Source organism: Streptomyces beijiangensis, assembly GCF_017315755.1.
Classification (GTDB): Bacteria; Actinomycetota; Actinomycetes; order Streptomycetales; family Streptomycetaceae; genus Streptomyces; species Streptomyces beijiangensis.
In genome coordinates, this window is sequence record NZ_JAFLRJ010000101.1 from 1 (window position 1) to 22,088 (window position 22,088).

The following is a 22,088-nucleotide window of genomic DNA, read 5'->3' on the forward strand; positions in this document are numbered from 1 at the left end:
CTTCACCGACGGCACCGTCCCCGCTCTGTGGATCGGCGCCGGTACGGTCGCCCTCGCGGCGCTTGCCGCTCTGCTGATTCCGCGCCGCAGCAAGGCCGCGGCGGAGGCGGCTCCGGCAGACGAGCGCGAACTCGCCGCCGCCTGATCTCCTCCCTGGGGGCTCCGCCCCCAGACCCCCGGTCCTCAATCGCCGGACGGGCTGTCAATAGCCCGTCCGGCGATTGAGGACGGCCCCGGAGGGTTACGCGGCGTGGCCCCCGTCCACCCCGATCTCCGCCCCCGTCACATAACCCGCGTCCTCGCTGACCAGGTACGCCACCAGCGAAGCGACCTCGTCCCTGGTGCCGAACCGGCCCAGCGCCGTCCCCGCCCGCTGCGGCTCCGCGTACGGGCCGTCCGCCGGGTTCAGGTCCGTGTCGATCGGGCCCGGGTGGATCAGGTTGACCGTGATGCCCCGGCCGCCCAGCTCCCTCGCCAGGGACTTCGTCAGCCCCGTCAGCGCCGACTTGCTCATCGCGTACAGCGTGCCGCCGGGACCGCCCGCGTACTGCGTGAGCCCCGAACCCGTCGAGATGATCCGCCCGCCGTCCCGCAGCACACCCGCCGCCGCCCGCGAGCCCAGGAAGACCTCCCGCACATTGACGTCGAGTGTGCGGTCCACGTCCTCCACGGACAGGTCCCCGATCGGGCCGAGCACACCGATGCCGGCGTTGTTGACCAGGATGTCGAGCCCCCCGAACTCCTCCGCGGTCCGCTCCACGGCCCCGGCCGCGTCCATCCGCAGCGCGAGCCCCCGCCGTCCGGTCGACTCGATCTTCTGTACGACCTCCCGGGCCGCCTCCTCGTTCCGTACGTAGGTGATCGCCACATCGGCGCCCTCCTGGGCCAGCCGCAGCGCGACCGCCGCGCCGATGCCCCGGCTGCCGCCCGTGACCAGTGCCGTCCTGCCGTTCAGTGAAGACATGTCGTGCCCCTCAGTTCGCATTGATTCGCAGAAGTGGTTGCGGGATCAATGAAACCGGCGTGGCCCTCACGGCACCGGCGGGAATCGGACGGCCTCCTCCAGCACGGGAGTCATGCCAACGACCAGTAGTCACAGCGATCATGGCGCGGGTACGGTGATCGCCCCGTGCGAGCCGACGACGCCTCCACCGATACCTCACCCGCTGGAGTCCGTGCCCATGTCGTCCCTGGCCCTGCCCGCCGCCACCCCCGCACCCCGCAGGGCCTGGCACACCGACCTGCCCGTGCTCGTGGTGGCCGCCGTCTGGGGCTCCAGCTACCTCGCCGCCAAGGGCATCACCACCCAGTCGACCGTGCTCGCCGTCCTGGTGCTGCGCTTCGGCATCGTCCTGCCGGCCCTCGTCGTCGCAGGACGCCGCGGACTGCGCGAGCTGACCGCGGCGCAGTGGCGCGGCGCCGGGATCCTCGGTGCGATCCTCAGCGGGATCTTCCTGCTCGAGACATACGGAGTCGTGCACACCTCCGCCACCAACGCCGGGCTCATCATCAGCCTCACCATGATCTTCACGCCCCTCGCGGAGGCGGCGGTCACCAGAACCCCGCCGTCCCGGGCCTTCCTCGGGGCGGCCGGGCTCTCCGTGCTCGGCGTCGTCCTGCTCACCCAGGGCGGCGGCTTCACCGCCCCCTCCACGGGCGACCTCCTGATGCTGCTCGCCGCGCTCGCCCGTACCGTCCACGTCCTGGCGATGTCGCGGATCAAGGCCGTCCAGTCGGCCGACGCGCTCTCGCTGACCACGGTCCAACTGGGCTCGGCGGTGGCGGTGTTCGCGGTGCTCGCCGCGGTACCCGGAACCGGGGCGGCCCCCTGGACCGCGGCGGCCGCGTTCGATGCGCAGGACTGGGCCGGGCTGCTCTTCCTCTCGGCCTTCTGCACGCTCTTCGCCTTCTTCGTGCAGATGTGGGCCGTCCGCCGCACCTCGCCCTCCCGGGTCAGCCTGCTGCTCGGCACGGAACCGGTGTGGGCGGCGGCGGTCGGCATTACGATCGGCGGTGAGCGTCTGGGCGCCCTGGGGCTGCTGGGCGGCGTACTCGTCCTGGCAGGGACCGCCTGGGGCCGGCGCGCTACCGGACGCTGACCCGGTCCGAGGCGATCAGTACGGCGAGACCGGTCACGGTGAGGACGATGTCGGAGAAGATCTCGTAGCCGTCCAGGAAACCCAGCCGGGTGACCAGGCCCGTCAGCGGGAACCAGTCGAACGCTTCATGGAGCAGTCCGCCCACACCCTGGATCAGCAGGAGCACCCCGGCCACTTCGAAGATCTTCTTCATGGGGCAAGCGTGTCGGCGGCGCGCCCGCACCGGTATCGGCCGTCGGACTGCTCCGGCGGTCCGAAAGTCTGAGCCGGGGAAACTTTGGTCTGTACTCGGGGATCAGTGGCCGCATTCCCGTCCCCGCCTGCGTAGCTTTGTCGATATGACGCGTGCGGAATACCCCTGGCTGCTCCCTTCGGCCCTCGCCGATCCGGCGCTGTCGACCGACCGGGAGCGGCCCCGCCGTACCCCGCGCGACTGGGCCGTCGACATCACGGCCTTCCTGATCGCGGCGGGAATCGGCATCCTGGCGCTCGACTCCCTGTCCGAGGCCAACAACTCCGACCTCGTCACCTTCGCCGACCAGCTGGCGGGCGCGGTCGCCTGCTGCGCCCTGTGGGTGCGCAGGCGGTGGCCCGTCGGGCTCGCGGTGGGGCTCGTCGTCCTCAATCTGGTGGCGCCACTGGCCGCGGGCGCGCTGCTCGTGGCGCTGTTCAGCCTGGCCGTGCACCGGCCGTTCAAGCCGGTCGCGGTCATCGGCGCCGTCGCGGTGGTCAGCGGGGCGGTGAGCACCTGGCTGCGGCCCGACCCCACGACGGGCTGGCTCGCCTCGACGCTGACCGGGGCGCTGCTGGTGCTGCTGGTGATCGCGTGGGGGATGTTCGTACGCTCCCGGCGCCAGCTCCTCGTCGTACTGCGGGAACGCGCCCTGCGCGCCGAGGCCGAGGCCGACCTGCGCGCCGAGCAGGCCCAGCGGCTCGCCCGCGAGGCCATCGCCCGCGAGATGCACGACGTCCTTGCACACCGGCTGACGCTGCTGAGCGTGCATGCCGGCGCCCTCGAATTCCGTCCTGACGCACCGCCCGCCGAGGTCGCCAGAGCAGCAGGTGTCATCCGTGACAGCGCCCACGAGGCGCTCCAGGACCTCCGCGAGATCATCGGGGTGCTGCGGGCGCCCGGCGAGGGCGACGAACACCGCCCGCAGCCCACCCTGGCCACCCTCGAAGCGCTGGTCGCCGAATCGCGGCAGGCCGGGATGAAGGTCGCCGTCGAACTGCGCGTCACCGACCCGGAGACGGTCCCCGCGGCCACCGGACGTACCGCGTACCGGATCGCCCAGGAAGGGCTGACCAACGCCCGCAAACACGCGCCGGGAACGGAGGTCACCGTCACCGTGGAGGGCAGCCCGGGGAACGGTCTCACCATCGAGGTGCACAATCCGGCGCCCGGCGGCGAGGTGCCCAAGGTCCCCGGATCGGGCCAGGGCCTGATCGGTCTCACCGAACGCGCCACCCTCGCGGGCGGCCGTCTCGACCACGGGACGACGGGGGAGGGCGGCTTCCTCGTCGGCGCCTGGCTACCGTGGCCCGCATGACCATCAAGTTGCTCATCGTCGACGACGACCCGCTGGTACGCGCCGGACTCGCGCTCATGCTCGGCGGCGCCGAGGACATCGACATCGTGGGGGAGGCGGCCGACGGCAGCGAGGTGGCGGACGCGGTCGGCTGCCTCCGCCCCGATGTGGTCCTCATGGACATCCGGATGCCGGGCGTCGACGGGCTGACGGCCACCGAACGCCTGCGCGCCTGCGCAGGCGCACCCGAGGTCATCGTCCTCACCACCTTCCACGCCGATGAACAGGTGCTGCGGGCGCTCCGGGCCGGGGCCGCTGGATTCGTACTGAAGGACACCCCGCCGGCCGAGATCGTCGCGGCGGTACGGCGCGTGGCGGGCGGCGACCCGGTCCTTTCCCCCGCCGTGACACGGCAGTTGATGTCGCACGTGGCGGGCGCCGTCCCCGACGACCGGCAGGGGAAGGCGCGCGGGCGGCTCTCCCAACTCGCCGAACGGGAGCGGGAGGTGGCCGTCGCGGTCGGGCGCGGACAGTCCAACGCGGAGATCGCGGCCGCCCTGTACCTGAGCCTGCCGACCGTGAAGACGCACGTCTCGCGCATCCTGTCCCGCCTCGGGCTCAACAACCGTGTCCAGATCGCGCTCCTGGTGCACGACGCGGGAATCCTCGACGGGGGCGGCGACGTACGCTGAGCCGATGGCCGACATCGATTTTGCCGCGTGGGGTGACGACTTCGTCGCCGATCCGTATCCGTACTACGCAAAACTGCGCGCAACAGGGCCCGTTCACCTGGCGATCCACCCCAACGGGAATCGGCTCCGGATGATCGTGGGCCACGAGGAGGCGCGGGCCGCGCTCGCCGACCCGCGGTTCTCCAAGGACTGGCGCACCCACGGCGACTGGGAGTTCTCCGGCAACCCCGTCAACGCCAACATGCTGGAGTCCGACCCGCCCCACCACACCCGGCTCCGCAAGCTGGTGGTACGGGAGTTCACCCCGCGCCGCATCGAGGCGCTCGGGCCCCGCGTCCAGCAGATCACCGACGAACTGCTCGACACGATGCTCGACTCCCCGCACGGTGCCGGTGACCTCATCGACGCGTTCGCCTTCCCGTTGCCCATGACCGTCATCTGTGAACTGCTCGGCGTGCCCGACCTGGACCGCGACATCTTCCGCAAGTGGTCCAACGAGATCGTCGCCCCGACCGAACCGACCGTCCACAGTGAGGCGATGGGAGCGATGAGCGACTACCTCGCCGAACTCATCGAGGACAAGCGCAGTACAGCCCCCGGCGACGACCTCATGAGCGCCCTCATCCGTACACGTCACGAGGACGGCGACCGCCTCTCGCGCGACGAACTCATCGGTATGGCTTTCCTGTTGCTCGTCGCGGGACATGAGACGACGGTCAATCTGATCGCCAACGGTGTGCGCGCCCTGCTGGACCATCCGGACCAACTGGCCGCCCTGCGGGCCGACATGAGCCTCCTGGACAACGCCGTGGAGGAGATGCTCCGCTACGACGGCCCGGTCGAGGCCGCCACCTATCGGTTCACCGTCGAACCCGTCGAGGTCGCGGGCACCGTCATCGAGGCAGGCGAGTCCGTTCTGGTCGTCCTCGCCGCAGCCGACCGCGACCCGGCCCGCTTTCCTGAATCCGACCGCTTCGACATCCGCCGCGAGGCGCAGGGCCACCTCGCCTTCGGTCACGGCATCCACTACTGCCTGGGCGCACCGCTCGCCCGGCTGGAGGGCAGGATCGCCGTCCGCGCCCTCCTGGAGCGCTGCCCCGATCTCGCCCTCGACCCCGACGGCGGCGCCTACGACTGGATCCCCGGCCTGCTCATGCGCGGCGTGCGCCGCCTGCCGGTGCGCTGGTGACCGAGCGGCGCCGGTGCTCGCCGCGCAGCACCAGGGCCGGCCATTCGTCCCCGTACGCCCCACAGGCCGAGAGCGACCAGAGCGACCACTTCTGCGGTACGGAGTAGTACGGGACCAGCACCCTGGCCTTGCGCAGCCGCGAAACCCTCACCGGGATCAGGGCGGGCAGCACATCGGGGGCCTGCCCCGCCAGGATCGCCCTCCGGCACGACGCGCACCCGGGTCTGCGGTCGGCCGCCGCCTCCCGCGGCCGCACCCGGCGCTTGGCACTCCGCTTCTCCGGGCGGTGCGGGCGCTCGGCCGCCGCGTGCAGCGGGTTGTAGTAGCAGCGCTCGGCCGGCTTCGGCGGATGCGCCGCCCCGGCGAGGCGCGCGTGGACGGCCGCGAACCGCTCCAGCGCCCGCTCGGCGAGCACCGCCGCCGCTGCCAGGTCCGGCAGGTCACCCGCCTCGTCGAGGACCTTCCCCGCAGCGCCGAAGGCATCGAGCGCCCACTGGTAGTCGCGCCGGGCCGCGGAATCCAAGGCGGCGTCCCCGACCGGGAGTTCGGCCTCGCGCAGGACGTCCCCCACCGCGGCGACCCGCTCGGCGGCGATCCGCTGCAGCCGCTCGTACGCGGCCTCCCACTCGGCGATGACCAGGTGCTGCGCCTCCCTGCTCAGCCCCTTGCGCCGGACCGGGCCCGCACCTCGGTCCGTACGCAGCTGTCCGACGAACCACCACCGCTTGAACACCTGGCCTCACCTCCCTGCTCAAGAGTAGAAGTGCGCGGGACCGCGGGGGAGTTAGGGTGGTCCATCCGATCATGCGGGAGGGTTCGTCCATGCCGGAGCTCGATCTCGAAATGGCCTGCAAGGTCCTCGAAAGCCAGCCGTTCAGCCGTCTGCTCCAGGCGCGGATCACCGCCTTCGGCGACGGGAAGGCCGTCCTGGAGATCGGCATCCGCGAGGAGCTCCACCAGCAGAACGGCTTTCTGCACGGCGGGGTCCTGGCGTACGCGGCCGACAACGCCCTCACTTTCGCCGCCGGTACGGCCCTCGGCTCCGCCGTCCTGACCAGCGGATTCACCATCCAGTACGTACGGCCCGCGACCGGCCGCAGCCTCGTGGCCCGCGCCGAGGTCGTGCACGGCGGGCGCCGTCAGGCAGTCGTCCGCTGCGACCTGTTCACCGTGAAGGAGGACGGCGCCGAGGCACTGTGCGCCGTCGCGCAAGGCACCGTACTGTCCGCACAGCCGTCTTGAGAGGACGCCCGTGACCGCCGATGCCACAACCGGTCCGACAGCCGGTCCGACAGCCGATCCGATAGTCGATCTCGCCGCGCTCGGCGAGGACTTCACCCGCGACCCGTACCCCGTCTACGCGAAACTGCGCGAGGCCGGGCCCGTCCACCGCATCCGGATGCCCGAGGGCGCCGACGCCTGGCTGGTCGTCGGGTACGAGGCCGGGCGTGCCGTCCTCGCCGACTCGCGGCTCTCCAAGGAGTGGCGCAGCGCCTCGCCCGCGCTGGGCGTCGCCCAGGTGTCGTCGGGCCGGACCATGCTCAGCTCGGACCCGCCGCTGCACGCCCGCCTGCGCGGGCTCGTCACCCGCGAGTTCACGCCCCGCCGCATCGACCAACTCGCCCCGCGCATCCAGGAGATGACCGACGGACTGCTCGACGCGATGCTCACAGCCCCCGGCCGCGACGCCGATCTCGTCGAGTCCCTCGCCTTTCCGCTCCCGATGGGCGTGATCTGCGAACTGCTCGGCGTCCCCTTCCTCGACCGGGCGCAGTTCCGCGAGCTCTCCAATACCGCGATCTCCTCGACCGACCCCGGGGAGCGGGCCGCCGCGGCCAAGGCGATGCCCGCCTATCTCGCCGGTCTGGTCGCCTCCAAGCGCGAACAGTCCGGCGAGGACCTGATGAGCGCGCTCATCACCGCATCGGACGAGGAGGGCGACCGGCTCTCGTCCGAGGAACTCCTCGGCATGGCCTGGCTGCTGCTGGTCGCCGGCCACGAGACGACCGTCAATCTCATCTCCAACGGGGTGCTTGCCCTGCTCACCCACCCCGACCAACTGGCGGCCCTGCGCGCCGACTCCGGTCTCATGGACCAGGCCGTGGAGGAGATGCTCCGCTACGAGGGTCCGGTGGAGACCCCGACCTACCGCTTCACCACCGAACCGCTCGACATTGGCGGCACCCTCGTCCCGGGCGGCGGCGAACTGGTCCTGGTCGCGCTCTCCGACGCCAACCGCGATCCGGCGCGTTACGAGGACCCCGACCGCTTCGACATCCGGCGCGACGCACGCGGCCATCTCTCCTTCGGCCACGGCATCCACTACTGCCTGGGTGCGCCGCTGGCCCGCCTGGAGGCCCGTATCGCGGTCCGGTCCCTCCTGGAGCGCTGCCCCGAACTCGCCCTGGAGATAGACCCGGCGGCGATCTCCTGGCGTACGGGCATGCTCATCCGCGGCCCGCACACCCTCCCCGTCAGCTGGTAGACAGCCCCGGGATCTCGTCCACCCGGACCGGGCGGTGCTCACGCCGTGAGAGCTCGCACGCCTCGGCGATGCGCAGGGCGTGCAGCGCCTCCCGGCCGTCGCAGGGGTTGGCGAGCTCTCCCCGTACGACCTTCAGGAAGGCGTCGAGCTCGGCTTCGTAGGCGGGTGCGAAGCGCTCCAGGAAGCCGGCCCACGGCTTGGCGGCGGGCGGCGGGCCCTGAGGTTCGGCCGAGGTGAGCGGCGTACGGTCATCGAGCCCGGCCGCGATCTGGTCCAACTCCCCGGCCAGCTCCATGCGGACGTCGTAACCCGCCCCGTTGCACCGGGTCGCGGTGGCCGTGGCGAGCACCCCGTCGTCCAGGGTGAGCACGGCTGCCGCCGTGTCGATGTCCTGGGCGGAGCGGAACATGGCGGGCCCCGCGTCCGAGCCCGTCGCGTACACCTCCACGACCTCCCGACCTGTCACCCACCGCAGCATGTCGAAGTCGTGCACCAGGCAGTCGCGGTAGAGGCCGCCCGACAGCGGCAGATACGCGGCGGGCGGCGGCGCGGGATCGGACGTCATGGCCCGTACGGTGTGCAGCCGCCCCAGCGCCCCGGACCTCACGAGCCTGCGCGCCGCCGCGTAGCCCGCGTCGAAGCGCCGCATGAAGCCCAGCTGGAGCACGGTCCCTGCCGCCTCGACCTCCCGCAGCGCGGCCAGGGTCCCTGTCAGGTCGAGGGCGATGGGCTTCTCGCAGAAGACGGGGAGCGCGGCGCCCGCCGCCCGGCCGATCAGCTCCGCGTGCGAGGAGGTGGCCGAGGCGATGACGAGGGCGTCGAGGTCCCGGGCGAACAGCTCGTCCACCGAGGGCGCGGCCGTCGCACCGGTCCGCAGCGCCACCTCCGCCGCCCGCGCCCCGTCGGCGTCCGCGACCACCAGGGCGTCCACGCCGGGGTGGCCGCCCAGCACCCCCGCGTGGAAGGAGCCGATCCGTCCTGTGCCGACAAGTCCGATACGCATGGCCCCAACGTGCCGTCGCCCGCCCGGTCCTGTCAACGGTATGTCCTGACAAACTCCCGATGAACGATGAACTACACGGCGTCCACCGCATCGAGGCGCAGCACCGTCACCCCGTACGGCGGCAGCACCACCGTGTCCACCTCGCCGCCCGCGGGCTCCGAAAGGCGGTGCCCCGGCGTGATCGCCGGCTTCACCGTGAGCTCGTCGGGGCACTGGCTGACCAGCCAGACGAAACGGTGCCCGTCCTCATGGACCAGCAGGTCCACGGCGACGCGCGGATCGTCGACGGTCACGGGCCGCCGTACGCCCGCATGCGCGGCGAGCGCGTCGTACAGCCTGCTCGTCGCCTCCGGATTGACCCTCGGAGTGACGGCCGCCATGTGCTCCAGCGGATAAGTGCACAGCACGATGCCGCCGGCGCCGACGCTGCGGTGCAGCAGTGCGGGCCGCCCGCGCCCGTCGGTCGCGAGCACCTCGGCCCCGTCCGGCTCCACGGGAAGGAAGGACCTGCTGCTGTCGGTGCCCGCGGTGCGGAAGGCCAGGGTGGCGCCTTCGGGGAGGTTCCCGAAGGACTGCCGGAAGGTCAGCACGGTCTCCTCGTCCTCGATCGGATTGACCATCCCGTACTCCAACTGGTGCCGCACACCGAAGAGTTCGTCGAGGTGGGCGTACCAGGGACCGCGCTGTTCGTCATGGCTGCCCGCACAGTACGAGACATAGACCGTCGCTCCGCCGCGCGCCAGCTCCTCCAGCCGGTACCAGCCGGAGGCGAGCAGCTGCTTGGTGGCGGGCACCAGATACAGCCGGTGCCCCTCCGGCAGCCCGTTGCTCTCGCGCACGACCGCCGCGGGGGCGTCCGCGAGCCGGGCCGCGATCCACGCCTGCCGGCCGGTCTGCTCCACGTGGCTGCGGTCCTCGGGGCGGGTGAAGGGGTAGAGCGTGTCCAGGTACGAGGAGATCACCAGGGCCGTGTCCGTGTCCGCGCGGGTGCACCGCTCGAAGTCCACCGCCTCCAGCACCCCGGCGAAATCACGGAGTTCGCGCAGCTGGGGCTTGGGGGTGCCTGCGGAGTCGGTGAGCCCGAAGTGCATCTCGAAGGGGTGATGGTTGTACGGCGGCTGCTCGCGCAGCGTGTCGTAGTCGGTGTTGTTCCAGGCGACCCAGCCTGTCGCCCCGGCCAGCAGGGAGTTGTGCAGGGCCTGGCGGTAGTAGCGCGCGGCATGCGCGCCCGAGGCGAACGCGGAGGTCAGCCCGAACTCCTCAAGGACCACGGGCCGGCGATAGGTCCCGGTCAGCTCGCAGACCCAGGCGGCCGCGTAGTGCTGGCGCACCACGTCGTCCTCCATGCGGTAGACGTGCGGGCCGAGCCAGTCGGTGAGGGCGGCGGTGTCGCGCAGCGAGAAGCCGTTGTCGTGGCCGGAATTCTCCAGGCCCCAGGCGCCGTCGCCGAGAGAGACGGGCTGCGTGGCGCCGCCCGCCCGTACCGCGTCCACCAGGATCTGGGCCCAGGAGGCGACCGATTCGCGGGTGGCGCCCTCGGCTCCGTAGATCGGCATCTCGTTGGAGATCAGCCAGCCGGCCACGGCCGGGTGGTCCTTGAAGCGGCGGGTCATCTCGCGGGCGAACCAGGCCTGTCGGGCCACCAGCCACACATCGGTGTAGAGGTCGCGGCCGCCCCGCCAGGCGGGATCCCAGTTCTCGCCGGACATATGGCCGACGATGAACGTCGGCACGGTGGTCATGGCGAGCTCCTGGTGGCGGTCCAGGAAGTCCCGGTAGCGGTCGCAGAGCACCTCGTCGACGCGGTGCGGCTCGGGGTGGAAGTCCGGCCAGTAGAAGAACGACCGGGTCATGTTCAGCCCGTGCTCGCGCAGGACGCGCAGCTCATCGCCGACGGTCTCCCCGTCGTACGAGCGCCACATCAGCGGGCCGCCGTTGCGTGACCAGAAATTGGCGCCGAGCCAGGTGGCGGGGGAGTGGTCGGAGGAAAGGCGGGCAGCAGGACGCTCCATCGGCGAATTCTCCCTGAGGACACTGAGGGCAGCTGGCATGACGTGTGCGGCCCGTTGCGGACGGGCGTGCCGCGCTTTCCGCATCAGTGAACCGCTGTACCGGTTTAGCGTCAACCCCTCGGTAAACCGGTTTACTTGATCGGTGCCGCCACGCTCCCGCGCAGCGTCAGCCGAGGTGCCGGGTCCTCCCTGTCCGCCACCGGCAGGCCGCCCGCCGCCGCCCGCAGCAGCCGTGCCGCATGGGCCCCGTACCCGGCGATGTCCCGGCTGAGGGCGGTCAGCGGCGGGTGCACCAGCTCGCAGAGTGCGGAGTCGTCCCAGGCCAGCAGGGAGATGTCGGCGGGCACGCGCAGCCCCATCGACTGGACGGCGGCGAGGCCGGAGACGGCCATCACATCGTTGTCGTAGATGATCGCCGTGGGCGCGTCCGCACGCCCCGAGAGCAGCTTCCGGGTGGCGGCCGCCCCTGCCTCACCGCTGTAGTCGGTCTCCACCGTCACGCCGGTGAGACCCAACTCCCGTACACAGGCGTGGAACGCGGTCGCACGGATCACGGTGTGCCGCAGTCGCGCGGGCCCGCCCACCCGTGCGAGCCGCCGATGCCCCAGGTCGGCGAGGTGGCGTACCACCGCCCGCACGGCGGCCGCGTCGTCGCTCCAGACCGCGGGCAGTGCCCCGGTGCCGACCGGCGCGCCGATCACCACGGCCGGCATCCCGAGCTGTTCGAGCACGGTCACCCGGGCGTCGTCGGCCTGCAGATCCACCAGGAACACACCGTCCACCCGGCGCTGCGCCCACCACGACTTGTAGAGCGCGACCTCCGCCGCCTGGTCCTCCGCCATGGTCAGCATCAGCGGTGTGGCGTCCCTGGTCAGCTCGGACTGGATGCCGGAGATCAGCTGCATGAAGAAGGGTTCGAGGCCGAGCGTGCGCGCGGGCCTGTCGATGACCAGACCGAACGCGCCGGCCCGGCCGTCGGAGAGCGCGCGGGCGGCGCTGTTGGGCTGCCAGCCGAGTTCTTCCGCGATGGCGAGGATGCGGTGGCGGGTCGGCTCGGAGACGCCGGGACGGTTGTTGAGCGCGAAGGACACCGCGCCCTTGGTGACTCCGGCGCGGCGGGCGATGTCCGCCATCGTGGGCCGCTTCACGGGCAGGACCTGGGAGTTCGATTCATTTCGACTAATCCGGTTCAGCTAGAGGGGCGGTTTGATTTTTTACATCGTCGGACACCGCTCAGCAGAAAAGCAATGCACCGGCATTGACTCAGCCTTTCGCACACCCTTAATTTCACGGCACCGACGGTGCGCGGACCACCGTTCGGCCCTCCATCCGTGCCACGACGAGCTAGGGACAGCCATGGTGCACATACGGATACGGACACGGACAACGGCGTTCGCCGGAGCGCTGATCGCCACCGCGCTGCTGACCGCGGGCTGCACCGGCAGCGGGGGCAGCACCAAGGGCGCGGACGCGAAGGCGCCCACGGACGCGAAGAAGGTCTCGGGGGCCATCACCGTCCTCACCCAGCGGACCGACCTCGCGCAGGACGGCACGCTCAAGAAGTACGCCGCCGAGTTCAAGAAGATCTACCCCGGCGTCGACGTGAAGTTCGAGGGCATCACCGACTACGAGGGCGAGGTCAAGATCCGTATGAATACGGAGAACTACGGCGACGTCCTCATGATCCCCTCGGTGGTGAAGAAGAACGACTACCCCAAGTTCTTCGCCTCGCTGGGCACTTCGGCCGAGCGCAGCAAGAAGTACAACTACACCGCCTTCACCACGGTGGACGGCAAGGTCTACGGTCAGAGCCCGATCGGCACCACACCCGGCTTCGTCTACAACAAGAAGGTGTGGAAGGAGGCCGGCATCACCGCCTGGCCCACCACACCCGCCGGGTTCATCGCCGACCTCAAGGCGATCAAGTCGAAGACGAAGGCGACGCCGTACTACACCAACTTCAAGGACATGTGGCCGCTGACCTCATGGACCGCCGCGAACGGCTCCGTCAGCTGTGACACCCAGGCCCAGAACAAGTTCACCACCACCGACCCCTGGGCCGAGGGCAGCGACCTGCGCACCATCGACACCCTCGTCTACGACATCGTGCACGAGAACCTCGCCGAGAAGGACCCGACCACCACCAACTGGGAAGGGTCCAAGCCCAAGTTGGCCAAGGGCGAGATCGCCACCATGTGGCTCGGCTCCTGGGCGGTCATCCAGATGCAGCAGGCCGCCACGGCGGCAGGCACCAGCCCGGACGACATCGGCTTCATGCCCTTCCCTGCCCAGGTCGACGGGAAGTTCTGCGCGATCTCGGCCCCCGACTACAACCAGGCCGTCAACATCCACTCCGCGCACAAGGACGCGGCCCGCGCCTGGATCGACTGGTTCACCGACAAGTCCGGTTACTCCGTGACCAATCTGGCCCTCTCACCGGTCAAGGGCGCACCGCTGCCCGCCATCCTGAAGCCGTACGAGGACGCGGGTGCGAAGTTCATCGAGCTGAACCAGGACAAGACCGCCCAGGTCAACGAGATCGACAACGAGTCGGAGATCGGCCTGCAGAAGCCGGACTACCGCCAGGAGCTGATCGATCTGGCGCGCGGCGCCAAGAAGGGCACCCTGGACGGCTTCCTGGCGGGCCTGTCCAAGCGCTGGTCCGCGGCCGAGAAGAGCGCGGGCAACTGATGGTCCAGATCGCCGACAAGGCGCCGCGCACCGGCGCCCCGGCCCCCGTACGGGAACGCCCCGCGCCGCGCCCCTCGCGGGCGCGGCTGTGGCGGGGCGTCACGCCCTGGCTCTTCATGGCGGTGCCGCTGGCGCTCCTGGTGACCTTCACCTACGCGCCGGTGGCCAACATGATCGCGTACTCCTTCACCGACTGGGACGGCCTGAGCCCGGACCTGAAGTACACCGGCTTCGAGAACTACACCGAACTCTTCACCCGTCCCGAGCTGTTCCAGGTCTTCTACGTCTCGGTCTACTACCTCGCGGCCTCGGTCGTGCAGATCGCCGTCGCGCTCTACTTCGCGACCCTCCTCAGCTTCAACGTCCGCTTCCGCAACCTCTTCAAGGGGATCCTCTTCTTCCCCTACCTGATCAACGGGGTCGCCATCGGCTTCGTCTTCCTCTACTTCTTCCAGGACGGCGGCACCCTGGACTCCGTACTGAAACTCTTCGGCGCCTCCACCGACCGCGCCTGGCTCGGCACCCCCGCCTCCGCCAACGTCTCCCTCGCGGGGGTCTCCATCTGGCGCTTCATGGGCCTGAACTTCGTGCTCTTCCTCGGCGCGATCCAGTCCATACCCGGCGAGTTGTACGAAGCGGCCGAACTCGACGGCGCCACCCGATGGCAGCAGTTCCGCCACATCATCGCGCCCGGCATCAAGCCCGTGATCAGCCTCAGCGTGATCCTGGCGATCTCGGGATCGCTCTCCGTCTTCGAGATCCCGTACATCATGACCGGCGGCGCGACCGGCACCGAGACCTTTGTGATCCAGACGGTGAAGCTCGCCTTCCAGTTCAACAAGACGGGGCTGGCGTCGGCGGCCGCGGTCGTCCTGCTGCTGATCATCCTGGCGGCGACCTGGGTGCAGCGCCGCCTCGTACCCGACGACAAGGTGGACCTCGTATGAGCATCCGACTGCGCCGCTCCACCGCGCCGACGCTGGCGTACCTCTCCCTGGTCGTCGCCGCGCTGGTGGTGCTGCTGCCCCTGGCCGGGATCCTCCTGACCTCGCTGAAGAGCTCGAAGGAGATGGCGGACGGAAGCGGGGCGCTCGCCCTGCCGCACGACTGGCTCAACTTCTCCAACTACGCGACGGCCTTCAGCGACGGCCACATGCTGACGGCCTTCGGCAACACGGCCTTCATCCTGCTCTTCGCCATCACCGGTACCGTCGTCATCGGCTCCATGACGGCCTACGCCATCGACCGGTTCACGTTCCGCTTCAAGAAGCTGGTGGTGGGACTCTTCCTGGTCGCCACCCTCGTGCCGGGAGTGACCACCCAGGTCGCGACCTTCCAGATCGTCAACAGTTTCGGCCTCTTCGACTCCCGCTGGGCGCCGATCGCGCTCTACACCGGCACCGACATCGTCTCGATCTACATCTTCCTGCAGTTCATCAGGGGGATCCCGATCTCCCTGGACGAGTCGGCCCGCCTGGACGGCGCCAACGCCTTCACGATCTACCGGAAGATCATCTTCCCGCTGCTCAAGCCGGCGATCGCCACCGTCGTGATCATCAAGGGCATCACCGTCTACAACGACTTCTACATCCCGTTCCTCTATATGCCGTCCGAGAACCTGGGCACGATCTCCACCTCGCTCTTCCGCTTCAAGGGCCCCTTCGGAGCGCACTGGGAGACCATCTCGGCCGGCGCGGTGCTGGTCATCCTGCCGACCCTCGCCGTCTTCCTCTTCCTGCAGCGCTACATCTACAACGGCTTCACCCGGGGGGCGACGAAATGACAACCCTTTGTCCGGACAACCGGACGAGGGCTACGCTCGCCCCGTGTCCAAACCCATGGCCGATCCCGCCCTCAGTCTTGAACTCGGTGTGGACCGCACCAGCCCGGTCCCGCTCTACTTCCAGCTCGCCCAGCAGCTGGAGGCGGCCATCGAGCGCGGCAGGCTCACCCCCGGCTCCCTCCTCGGCAACGAGATCGACCTCGCGGGCCGTCTGGGGCTGTCCCGTCCCACCGTCCGCCAGGCCATCCAGTCCCTCGTCGACAAGGGTCTGCTGGTACGCCGCAGAGGCGTCGGCACCCAGGTCGTGCACAGCCAGGTCAAGCGCCCGCTCGAACTGAGCAGCCTGTACGACGACCTCCTCGCCGCCGGACAGCGCCCCACCACCCGCGTCCTGTGCAACGACACCGTCCCTGCGACCGCCGGGATCGCCGCGGCGCTCGCGGTCCCCGAGGGCAGCGAGGTCCAGCACATCGAGCGGCTGAGGCTCGCCTACGACGAGCCCATGGCGCACCTGTGCAACTACCTCCCCGCCGGCCTTCTCGCCCTGGACACCGACCGGTTGGAGGCGACGGGGCTCTACCGGATGATGCGCGCGGCAGGCATCACCCTGCACAGCGCCCGCCAGTCGGTGGGCGCCCGCGCCGCCTCGGCCGCGGAGGCCGTACGCCTCGAAGAGGCGGACGGGGCGCCGCTGCTCACCATGCAGCGCACCACCTTCGACTCCACGGGACGGGCCGTCGAATACGGCACCCACGCCTACCGGGCCTCGCGATACGCCTTCGAGTTCCAGCTCCTGGTCCGCCCGTAGGACCGTACTGGGTCGTAAGAATGTTCTGACAAACCATTGACGGGGCAGCGCGCCCGCCGCTAGAACTCCTCTGCCGCAACCCGGCGGCCGGGAGCGAAGGCGGACCCCATGCGTACGACCCGTACAGCAGCAGCACTCCTTGTCGCCGCACTCACACTCGCCGCCGCCGGGTGCAGCGGCTCGGGCGGCAAGGACTCCGAGCCGAAACCGTCCGGATCGGGCAGCGGCAAGGGGGTGTCGACACCCCGGCTGAAGATCGCGATGGTCACCCACTCGGGCGAGGGCGACACGTTCTGGGACATCGTCCAGAGCGGGGCGAAGCAGGCGGCCGCCAAGGACAACGTGCAGTTCCTGTACTCCGCCAACAAGGACGGCGGCCAGCAGGCCCAGCTGATCCAGGCAGCCATCGACCAGAAGGTCGACGGGATCGTCGTCACCCTCGCCAAGCCCCAAGCGGTCAAGGACGTGGTGAAGAAGGCGGTCCAGGCCGGCATCCCCGTCATCTCCATCAACTCCGGCGCCGAGTTCTCCCACGAGGTCGGCGCGCTCGGCCACATAGGCCAGGACGAGTCCGTCGCGGGCGAGGCGGTCGGCGAGCAGCTCAACACCGAGGGGAAGAAGAAGGCCGTCTGTGTCATCCACGAGCAGGGCAACGTCTCCCTCGAAGCGCGCTGCGCGGGCGTGAAGAAGACCTTCAAGGGCACGGTCTCCAACCTCAGCGTCGACGGCACCAACACGCCCGCGGTCACGTCCTCGATCACGGCCAAGCTCCAGGCCGAGAAGGACACGGATGCCGTGGTCACCCTCGGCGCGCCCGTCGCGGACGCCGCCGTGAAGGCGAAGGGCGACGCGGGCTCGACGGCCGAGGTGGTCACCTTCGACCTCAATGCCAAGGTCGTCGCCTCCATGAAGTCCGGCGCGATCGGCATCGCCGTCGACCAGCAGCCCTATCTCCAGGGCTACCTCGCCATCGACGAACTGTGGCTCTACAAGACCAACCTCAACGTCATCGGCGGCGGAAAGCCGGTCCTCACCGGACCCGCGATCCTCACCAAGAAGGACGTACCCGCACTGGAGAAGTACACCGCCGCCGGTACCCGATGACGGCCCCGCGACCTCACGTGACCCATACTTGGCCCGCACGAGATGTACGGAAGACCAAGAAGGGCACCACGTCGTGGCAAGGGTTCGGACAGGGGTACGCGCAGTGAGCGCGGTGCTGGCGGCGGTGCTCGGGGCGTCCCTCGCGGGATGCAGCAGTACGGGCGGCAAGCGCGCCGAGGAGCGGGCCGCGCAGGCCGCATCGGGCAAGGCGGCGGTGGACACACCCCGCTGGAAGGTCGCCATGGTCACCCACTCGGGCGATGGCGACACCTTCTGGGACATCGTCCAGAAGGGCGCCAAGCAGGCCGCCGTCAAGGACAACATCGACTTCCTGTACGCGCACAGCGACCAGGCGCAGGAGCAGGCGCAGCTCGTCGACTCCTACATCTCCAAGGGCGTCGACGGGCTGATCGTGACGCTCGCCAAGCCCGACGCGATGAAGGACGTCGTCGCCAAGGCGGAGAAGGCCGGCATCCCGGTGATGACCGTGAACTCGGGCTCCGAGGTGTCCAAGGCCTTCGGCGCGATCACCCACATCGGCCAGGACGAGACGATCGCCGGCGAGGCCGTCGGCACCGAGCTCAACGAGCGCGGCAAGAAGAGGGCGCTCTGCGTCCTGCACGAGCAGGGCAACGTCGGCCACGAGCAGCGCTGCGCCGGGGCGAAGAAGACGTTCAAGGGCACGATGCAGAACCTGTACGTCGACGGCACCAACATGCCCGACGTCCAGGCCTCCATCGAGGCCAAGCTCCAGGCCGACCACGGCATCGACTCCGTGGTGACCCTCGGGGCGCCCTTCGCGGACGCCGCCGTCCAGGCCAAGCAGACCGCGGACTCCTCGGCCGAGGTGGACACCTTCGACCTCAACTCCAAGGTCGCCACCGCGCTCTCCGCGGGCACCCTCGGCTTCGCCGTGGACCAGCAGCCGTACCTCCAGGGGTACGAGGCCGTGGACCTCATCTGGCTCTACAAGTACAACCTGAACGTGCTCGGCGGCGGACTGCCCGTCCTCACCGGACCCCAGATCATCACCAAGGACGACGCCGGAACCCTGCAGAAGTACACGGATCGGGGGACCCGATGAGCACAGCAGCCGCACCGGCGGACGAACGGCTGATCAAGGCCTCCCCGCTGCGCAGGTTCCTCGGCCGCCCGGAGCTCGGCTCGGTCGTCGGCGCGATCGCCGTCTTCATCTTCTTCTCGATCGTCGCGGACAACTTCCTGCAGCTCTCCAGCCTCTCCACGGTGCTGTACGCGGCATCGACCATCGGCATCATGGCGGTCCCCGTCGCGCTGCTGATGATCGGCGGGGAGTTCGACCTCTCCGCCGGCGTCCTGGTGACCAGCTCCGCGCTGATCTCCTCGATGTTCAGCTACCAGATGACGGCGAACGTCTGGGTGGGAGTCTTCGTCTCCCTCCTCGTCACGCTCGCCATCGGCGCCTTCAACGGCTTCATGCTGACCCGCACCAAGCTCCCCAGCTTCATCATCACGCTGGGCACCTTCCTGATGCTGACCGGCCTCAACCTGGGCTTCACCAAGCTCATCAGCGGCACGGTCTCCACGAAGTCCATCAGCAACATGCAGGGCTTCGACTCGGCGAAGGAGCTCTTCGCCTCACAGCTCACCATCGGCTCGGTCAACCTCAAGGTGACCATCCTGTGGTGGGCGGCGCTGATCGTCGTGGCCACCTGGATCCTGCTGCGCACGAAGGCCGGGAACTGGATCTTCGCGGTCGGCGGCAACGCGGACGCGGCCCGCGCGGTCGGCGTCCCCGTGGTCAAGACCCGTATCGGCCTCTATATGGGTGTGGCCTTCGCGGCCTGGATCTCCGGCCAGCACCTGCTCTTCAGCTACGACGTCGTGCAGTCCGGCGAGGGCGTCGGCAACGAGCTGACGTACATCATCGCGGCCGTCATCGGCGGCTGCCTGATCACCGGCGGTTACGGCTCCGCGGTCGGCTCGGCGGTCGGTGCCTTCATCTTCGGCATGACCAGCAAGGGCATCGTGTACGCGGAGTGGAACCCGGACTGGTTCAAGTTCTTCCTGGGGGCGATGCTGCTCCTGGCCACGCTGCTCAACGCCTGGGTACGCAAGCGAGCGGAGGCTTCCCGATGACGGAGACGACGACCCAGCAGACCGCACTCGTCGAACTCGACGGCGTCAGCAAGTTCTACGGCAACATCAAGGCCCTCGAAGACGTCTCCCTCCTCGTCAACGCGGGCGAGATCACCTGCGTGCTGGGCGACAACGGCGCGGGCAAGTCCACCCTCATCAAGATCATCTCGGGCCTGCACCAGCACGACGCGGGCACCTTCCGGATCGAGGGCGAGGAAACCACCCTCACCAAGCCCCGCGAGGCCCTCGACAAGGGCATCGCCACGGTCTACCAGGACCTCGCCGTCGTCCCGCTGATGCCGGTCTGGCGGAACTTCTTCCTCGGTTCCGAGCCGACGAAGGGCGCAGGCCCGCTCAAGCGCCTCGATGTGCAGCAGATGCGCGAGACGACCCGCGCCGAGCTCCTGCGCATGGGCATCGACCTGCGCGACGTCGACCAGCCCATCGGCACCCTCTCGGGCGGCGAACGGCAGTGCGTGGCCATCGCCCGCGCCGTCCACTTCGGCGCCAAGGTCCTCGTCCTGGACGAGCCGACCGCGGCCCTCGGCGTCAAGCAGTCCGGCGTCGTACTGAAATACGTCGCCGCGGCACGCGACCAGGGCCTCGGAGTGGTGCTGATCACGCACAACCCGCACCACGCCCACCTGGTCGGCGACCGGTTCGTCCTCCTCAAGCGCGGCGCCATGTTCGGCAGCTACACCAAGGACGAGATCACCCTCGACGAGCTGACGCGCCAGATGGCGGGCGGCAGCGAGCTGGAGGAGCTCAGCCACGAACTGCAGCGCGCCCAGGTGCTCCCCGGGGAGCTCCCGGACGCCTCTTGAAGTCGCGGATGGCAGAATCGGCCCGATGAGTACGTACCGCGACTTCGCGAACCGGGGCTCCGCCCGCGCCACCGTCCTGAGAACCGTCGGCACCCGCGAGCGCCGATCCCACCTCACGGCACCCCGGGTGCCGACGGTCGGCATCGACATCGGCGGTACGAAGGTGATGGCCGGCGTCGTCGACGCCGACGGCGTGATCCTGGAGAAGATCAAGACCGAGACGCCCGACAAGTCCAAGAGCGCCAAGGTCGTCGAGGACGTCATCACCGAGCTCGTACTGGACCTCTCCGACCGCCACGACGTCCACGCGGTGGGCATCGGAGCCGCAGGCTGGGTCGACGCCGACCGCTCCCGCGTCCTCTTCGCCCCCCACCTGGCCTGGCGCGACGAGCCGCTGCGCGACGCGCTCCAGGCCCGCCTCGCGGTCCCCGTGATGGTCGACAACGACGCCAACACCGCCGCCTGGGCGGAGTGGCGCTTCGGCGCGGGACGCGGCGAGGACCACCTCGTCATGATCACGCTCGGCACCGGCATCGGCGGCGCGATCCTGGAGGACGGCCGGGTCAAGCGCGGCAAGTACGGGGTCGCCGGCGAATTCGGCCATATGCAGGTCGTCCCCGGCGGCCACCGCTGCCCCTGCGGGAACCGCGGCTGCTGGGAGCAGTACAGCTCCGGCAACGCCCTGGTCCGCGAGGCCCGCGAGCTCGCAGCCGCCGACTCCCCGGTCGCGTACAACCTCATCGAGCGCGTCAAGGGCAACGTCGGTGACGTCACAGGACCGCTCATCACCGAGCTCGCCCGTGAGGGCGACGCGATGTGCATCGAGCTCTTCCAGGACATCGGCCAGTGGCTGGGCGTCGGCATCGCCAATCTGGCCGCCGCCCTCGACCCCGCCTGCTTCGTGATCGGAGGTGGCGTCAGTGCCGCCGACGACCTCCTCATCGGCCCGGCCCGCGACGCCTTCAAGCGCCAGCTGACCGGCCGCGGCTACCGCCCCGAGGCGAGGATCGTGAAGGCGGAGCTCGGTCCCGAGGCCGGTATGGTCGGGGCCGCCGACCTGTCCAGACTGATCGCCCGCCGCTTCCGGCGCGCCAACCGGAGGCGGGTGGAGCGCAACGAGCGCTACGCCCGCTCCTCCCGTACCACCCAGGGATCCCCGTGATGACCGCATCCGTGCCGCGCCAGTCCTCGGCCCCGGACGAGCCCGGCCGCAAGCCTCCCGAGGACCGGCGCCATGTGGTGCGCCGCCGGGTGATCACGCTCCTGATCATCCTGCTCCTGGTCGGCGTACCGGCCGGCTATCTGCTGATCTCCGCCGAGCAGAGCCGCCAGAGCGGCCGCGACAAGGAGAAGGAGGCGGCGGCCACCGGTCTGCTCCCGGGGCGGCCCTCCACGGTCCAGCGCTCCATCTACGACGTCCCCGTCCCTGCCGGCTCCACCAGCACGGGGTACTACGAGACCAGCAACTGGAAGGTCAGCCGTCTCTACACGCAGTTCCGTACGACAGCGGCCGGGCTCGAGCAGTTCCTGAAGGGCGTCGGCACCGGGGCCGCCGGCCTCAAGGCCGGAGCGGTCACCATCAGCGCGAGCGACGCGGCGGTCGTCGGCTGGACCTTCCCCGACGACCGCAAATGGGCCGGCACCACCTATGTCCAGAAGGACCCGCAGCCCACGGTGAACATCACGGTCGACGTGACGAACCCGGCGAGCCCGATGGTGTACGTGGTCTCGGCGACCAAGCCCTGACACAC

At 69.9% G+C, this 22,088-nt stretch carries 22 protein-coding genes; 16 read left to right on the forward strand and 6 right to left on the reverse strand.

What is annotated here, in order from left to right:
* Window positions 1-241: 241 nt before the first annotated feature.
* The gene (locus tag J0695_RS11675) at window positions 242-964 is read right to left on the reverse strand and encodes an SDR family NAD(P)-dependent oxidoreductase (RefSeq protein ID WP_206961857.1); all 723 of its coding nucleotides are present in this window, start codon (window positions 962-964) and stop codon (window positions 242-244) included.
* 217 nt (window positions 965-1,181) lie between these two features.
* Between J0695_RS11675 and J0695_RS11680 the strand changes: the two genes are divergently transcribed.
* Window positions 1,182-2,099 carry a DMT family transporter gene (locus J0695_RS11680; RefSeq protein WP_206961858.1) on the forward strand — a complete coding sequence of 306 codons (918 nt, stop codon included), beginning with the start codon at window positions 1,182-1,184 and terminating at the stop codon, window positions 2,097-2,099.
* Here the strand turns inward: J0695_RS11680 and J0695_RS11685 are convergent.
* The gene (locus J0695_RS11685; RefSeq protein WP_206961859.1) at window positions 2,086-2,292 is read right to left on the reverse strand and encodes a hypothetical protein; all 207 of its coding nucleotides are present in this window, start codon (window positions 2,290-2,292) and stop codon (window positions 2,086-2,088) included. The two genes, J0695_RS11680 and J0695_RS11685, sit on opposite strands and share 14 nt — an antisense overlap.
* Before the next feature lie 145 nt (window positions 2,293-2,437).
* Between J0695_RS11685 and J0695_RS11690 the strand changes: the two genes are divergently transcribed.
* Genes J0695_RS11690 through J0695_RS11700 form a run of 3 tightly spaced genes read left to right on the forward strand, consistent with a single transcriptional unit; the run spans window position 2,438 to window position 5,509 of the window.
* Entirely contained in the window at window positions 2,438-3,649 is a 1,212-nt protein-coding gene (locus J0695_RS11690; protein WP_206961860.1) for a sensor histidine kinase, read from the forward strand.
* Window positions 3,646-4,320, forward strand: coding sequence for a response regulator (locus tag J0695_RS11695; RefSeq protein ID WP_206961861.1), 675 nt, complete (start codon window positions 3,646-3,648; stop codon window positions 4,318-4,320). Before J0695_RS11690 ends, J0695_RS11695 begins: the two co-directional genes overlap by 4 nt.
* A 4-nt stretch (window positions 4,321-4,324) precedes the next feature.
* A complete protein-coding gene (locus J0695_RS11700) occupies window positions 4,325-5,509 on the forward strand; it encodes a cytochrome P450 family protein (protein WP_206961862.1) in 1,185 nt (394 codons plus the stop codon).
* Here the strand turns inward: J0695_RS11700 and J0695_RS11705 are convergent.
* Window positions 5,472-6,242 carry a hypothetical protein gene (locus J0695_RS11705; protein WP_206961863.1) on the reverse strand — a complete coding sequence of 257 codons (771 nt, stop codon included), beginning with the start codon at window positions 6,240-6,242 and terminating at the stop codon, window positions 5,472-5,474. The genes J0695_RS11700 and J0695_RS11705 overlap by 38 nt on opposite strands.
* An 89-nt stretch (window positions 6,243-6,331) precedes the next feature.
* Here J0695_RS11705 and J0695_RS11710 point away from each other — a divergent pair, with 89 nt between their 5' ends.
* Both J0695_RS11710 and J0695_RS11715 read left to right on the forward strand, forming a co-directional pair.
* Window positions 6,332-6,751 carry a PaaI family thioesterase gene (locus J0695_RS11710; RefSeq protein WP_206961864.1) on the forward strand — a complete coding sequence of 140 codons (420 nt, stop codon included), beginning with the start codon at window positions 6,332-6,334 and terminating at the stop codon, window positions 6,749-6,751.
* A gap of 10 nt (window positions 6,752-6,761) precedes the next feature.
* A complete protein-coding gene (locus J0695_RS11715; protein ID WP_206961865.1) occupies window positions 6,762-7,994 on the forward strand; it encodes a cytochrome P450 family protein in 1,233 nt (410 codons plus the stop codon).
* Here the strand turns inward: J0695_RS11715 and J0695_RS11720 are convergent.
* From J0695_RS11720 to J0695_RS11730, 3 genes are all read right to left on the reverse strand, one after another.
* Window positions 7,984-8,997 (reverse strand): Gfo/Idh/MocA family protein, encoded by a 1,014-nt coding sequence (locus J0695_RS11720; RefSeq protein ID WP_206961866.1) that lies wholly within the window; start codon window positions 8,995-8,997, stop codon window positions 7,984-7,986. The two genes, J0695_RS11715 and J0695_RS11720, sit on opposite strands and share 11 nt — an antisense overlap.
* Window positions 8,998-9,068: 71 nt before the next feature.
* Window positions 9,069-11,009 (reverse strand): cellulase family glycosylhydrolase, encoded by a 1,941-nt coding sequence (locus J0695_RS11725; RefSeq protein WP_206961867.1) that lies wholly within the window; start codon window positions 11,007-11,009, stop codon window positions 9,069-9,071.
* Between the two features lie 131 nt (window positions 11,010-11,140).
* Entirely contained in the window at window positions 11,141-12,157 is a 1,017-nt protein-coding gene (locus tag J0695_RS11730; RefSeq protein ID WP_307798564.1) for a LacI family DNA-binding transcriptional regulator, read from the reverse strand.
* A gap of 208 nt (window positions 12,158-12,365) precedes the next feature.
* On the opposite strand from J0695_RS11730, the gene J0695_RS11735 reads away from it, so the two are divergent.
* The 10 genes from J0695_RS11735 (at window position 12,366) to J0695_RS11780 (ending at window position 22,083) form a co-directional block, all read left to right on the forward strand.
* Window positions 12,366-13,700 (forward strand): ABC transporter substrate-binding protein, encoded by a 1,335-nt coding sequence (locus J0695_RS11735; protein WP_206961868.1) that lies wholly within the window; start codon window positions 12,366-12,368, stop codon window positions 13,698-13,700.
* Entirely contained in the window at window positions 13,700-14,647 is a 948-nt protein-coding gene (locus J0695_RS11740; protein WP_206961869.1) for a carbohydrate ABC transporter permease, read from the forward strand. Before J0695_RS11735 ends, J0695_RS11740 begins: the two co-directional genes overlap by 1 nt.
* Window positions 14,644-15,483, forward strand: a complete 840-nt coding sequence (locus tag J0695_RS11745; RefSeq protein ID WP_206961870.1) for a carbohydrate ABC transporter permease — start codon at window positions 14,644-14,646, stop codon at window positions 15,481-15,483. The genes J0695_RS11740 and J0695_RS11745 overlap by 4 nt, the downstream gene beginning before the upstream one ends.
* Before the next feature lie 55 nt (window positions 15,484-15,538).
* A complete protein-coding gene (locus J0695_RS11750; protein WP_206961914.1) occupies window positions 15,539-16,291 on the forward strand; it encodes a GntR family transcriptional regulator in 753 nt (250 codons plus the stop codon).
* 108 nt (window positions 16,292-16,399) lie between these two features.
* Complete coding sequence (locus J0695_RS11755; protein ID WP_206961871.1) at window positions 16,400-17,395, forward strand: sugar ABC transporter substrate-binding protein; 996 nt, start codon at window positions 16,400-16,402, stop codon at window positions 17,393-17,395.
* 73 nt (window positions 17,396-17,468) lie between these two features.
* On the forward strand, window positions 17,469-18,479 hold the full coding sequence (locus J0695_RS11760; protein WP_206961872.1) for a sugar ABC transporter substrate-binding protein: 1,011 nt from the start codon (window positions 17,469-17,471) through the stop codon (window positions 18,477-18,479).
* Window positions 18,476-19,513, forward strand: coding sequence for an ABC transporter permease (locus J0695_RS11765; RefSeq protein ID WP_206961873.1), 1,038 nt, complete (start codon window positions 18,476-18,478; stop codon window positions 19,511-19,513). The genes J0695_RS11760 and J0695_RS11765 overlap by 4 nt, the downstream gene beginning before the upstream one ends.
* Window positions 19,510-20,337 (forward strand): ATP-binding cassette domain-containing protein, encoded by an 828-nt coding sequence (locus J0695_RS11770; protein ID WP_206961874.1) that lies wholly within the window; start codon window positions 19,510-19,512, stop codon window positions 20,335-20,337. Before J0695_RS11765 ends, J0695_RS11770 begins: the two co-directional genes overlap by 4 nt.
* 25 nt (window positions 20,338-20,362) lie before the next feature.
* Window positions 20,363-21,499 (forward strand): ROK family glucokinase, encoded by a 1,137-nt coding sequence (locus J0695_RS11775; protein ID WP_206961876.1) that lies wholly within the window; start codon window positions 20,363-20,365, stop codon window positions 21,497-21,499.
* Complete coding sequence (locus tag J0695_RS11780) at window positions 21,499-22,083, forward strand: hypothetical protein (protein ID WP_206961878.1); 585 nt, start codon at window positions 21,499-21,501, stop codon at window positions 22,081-22,083. Before J0695_RS11775 ends, J0695_RS11780 begins: the two co-directional genes overlap by 1 nt.
* The last annotated feature ends 5 nt before the right edge of the window (window positions 22,084-22,088 follow it).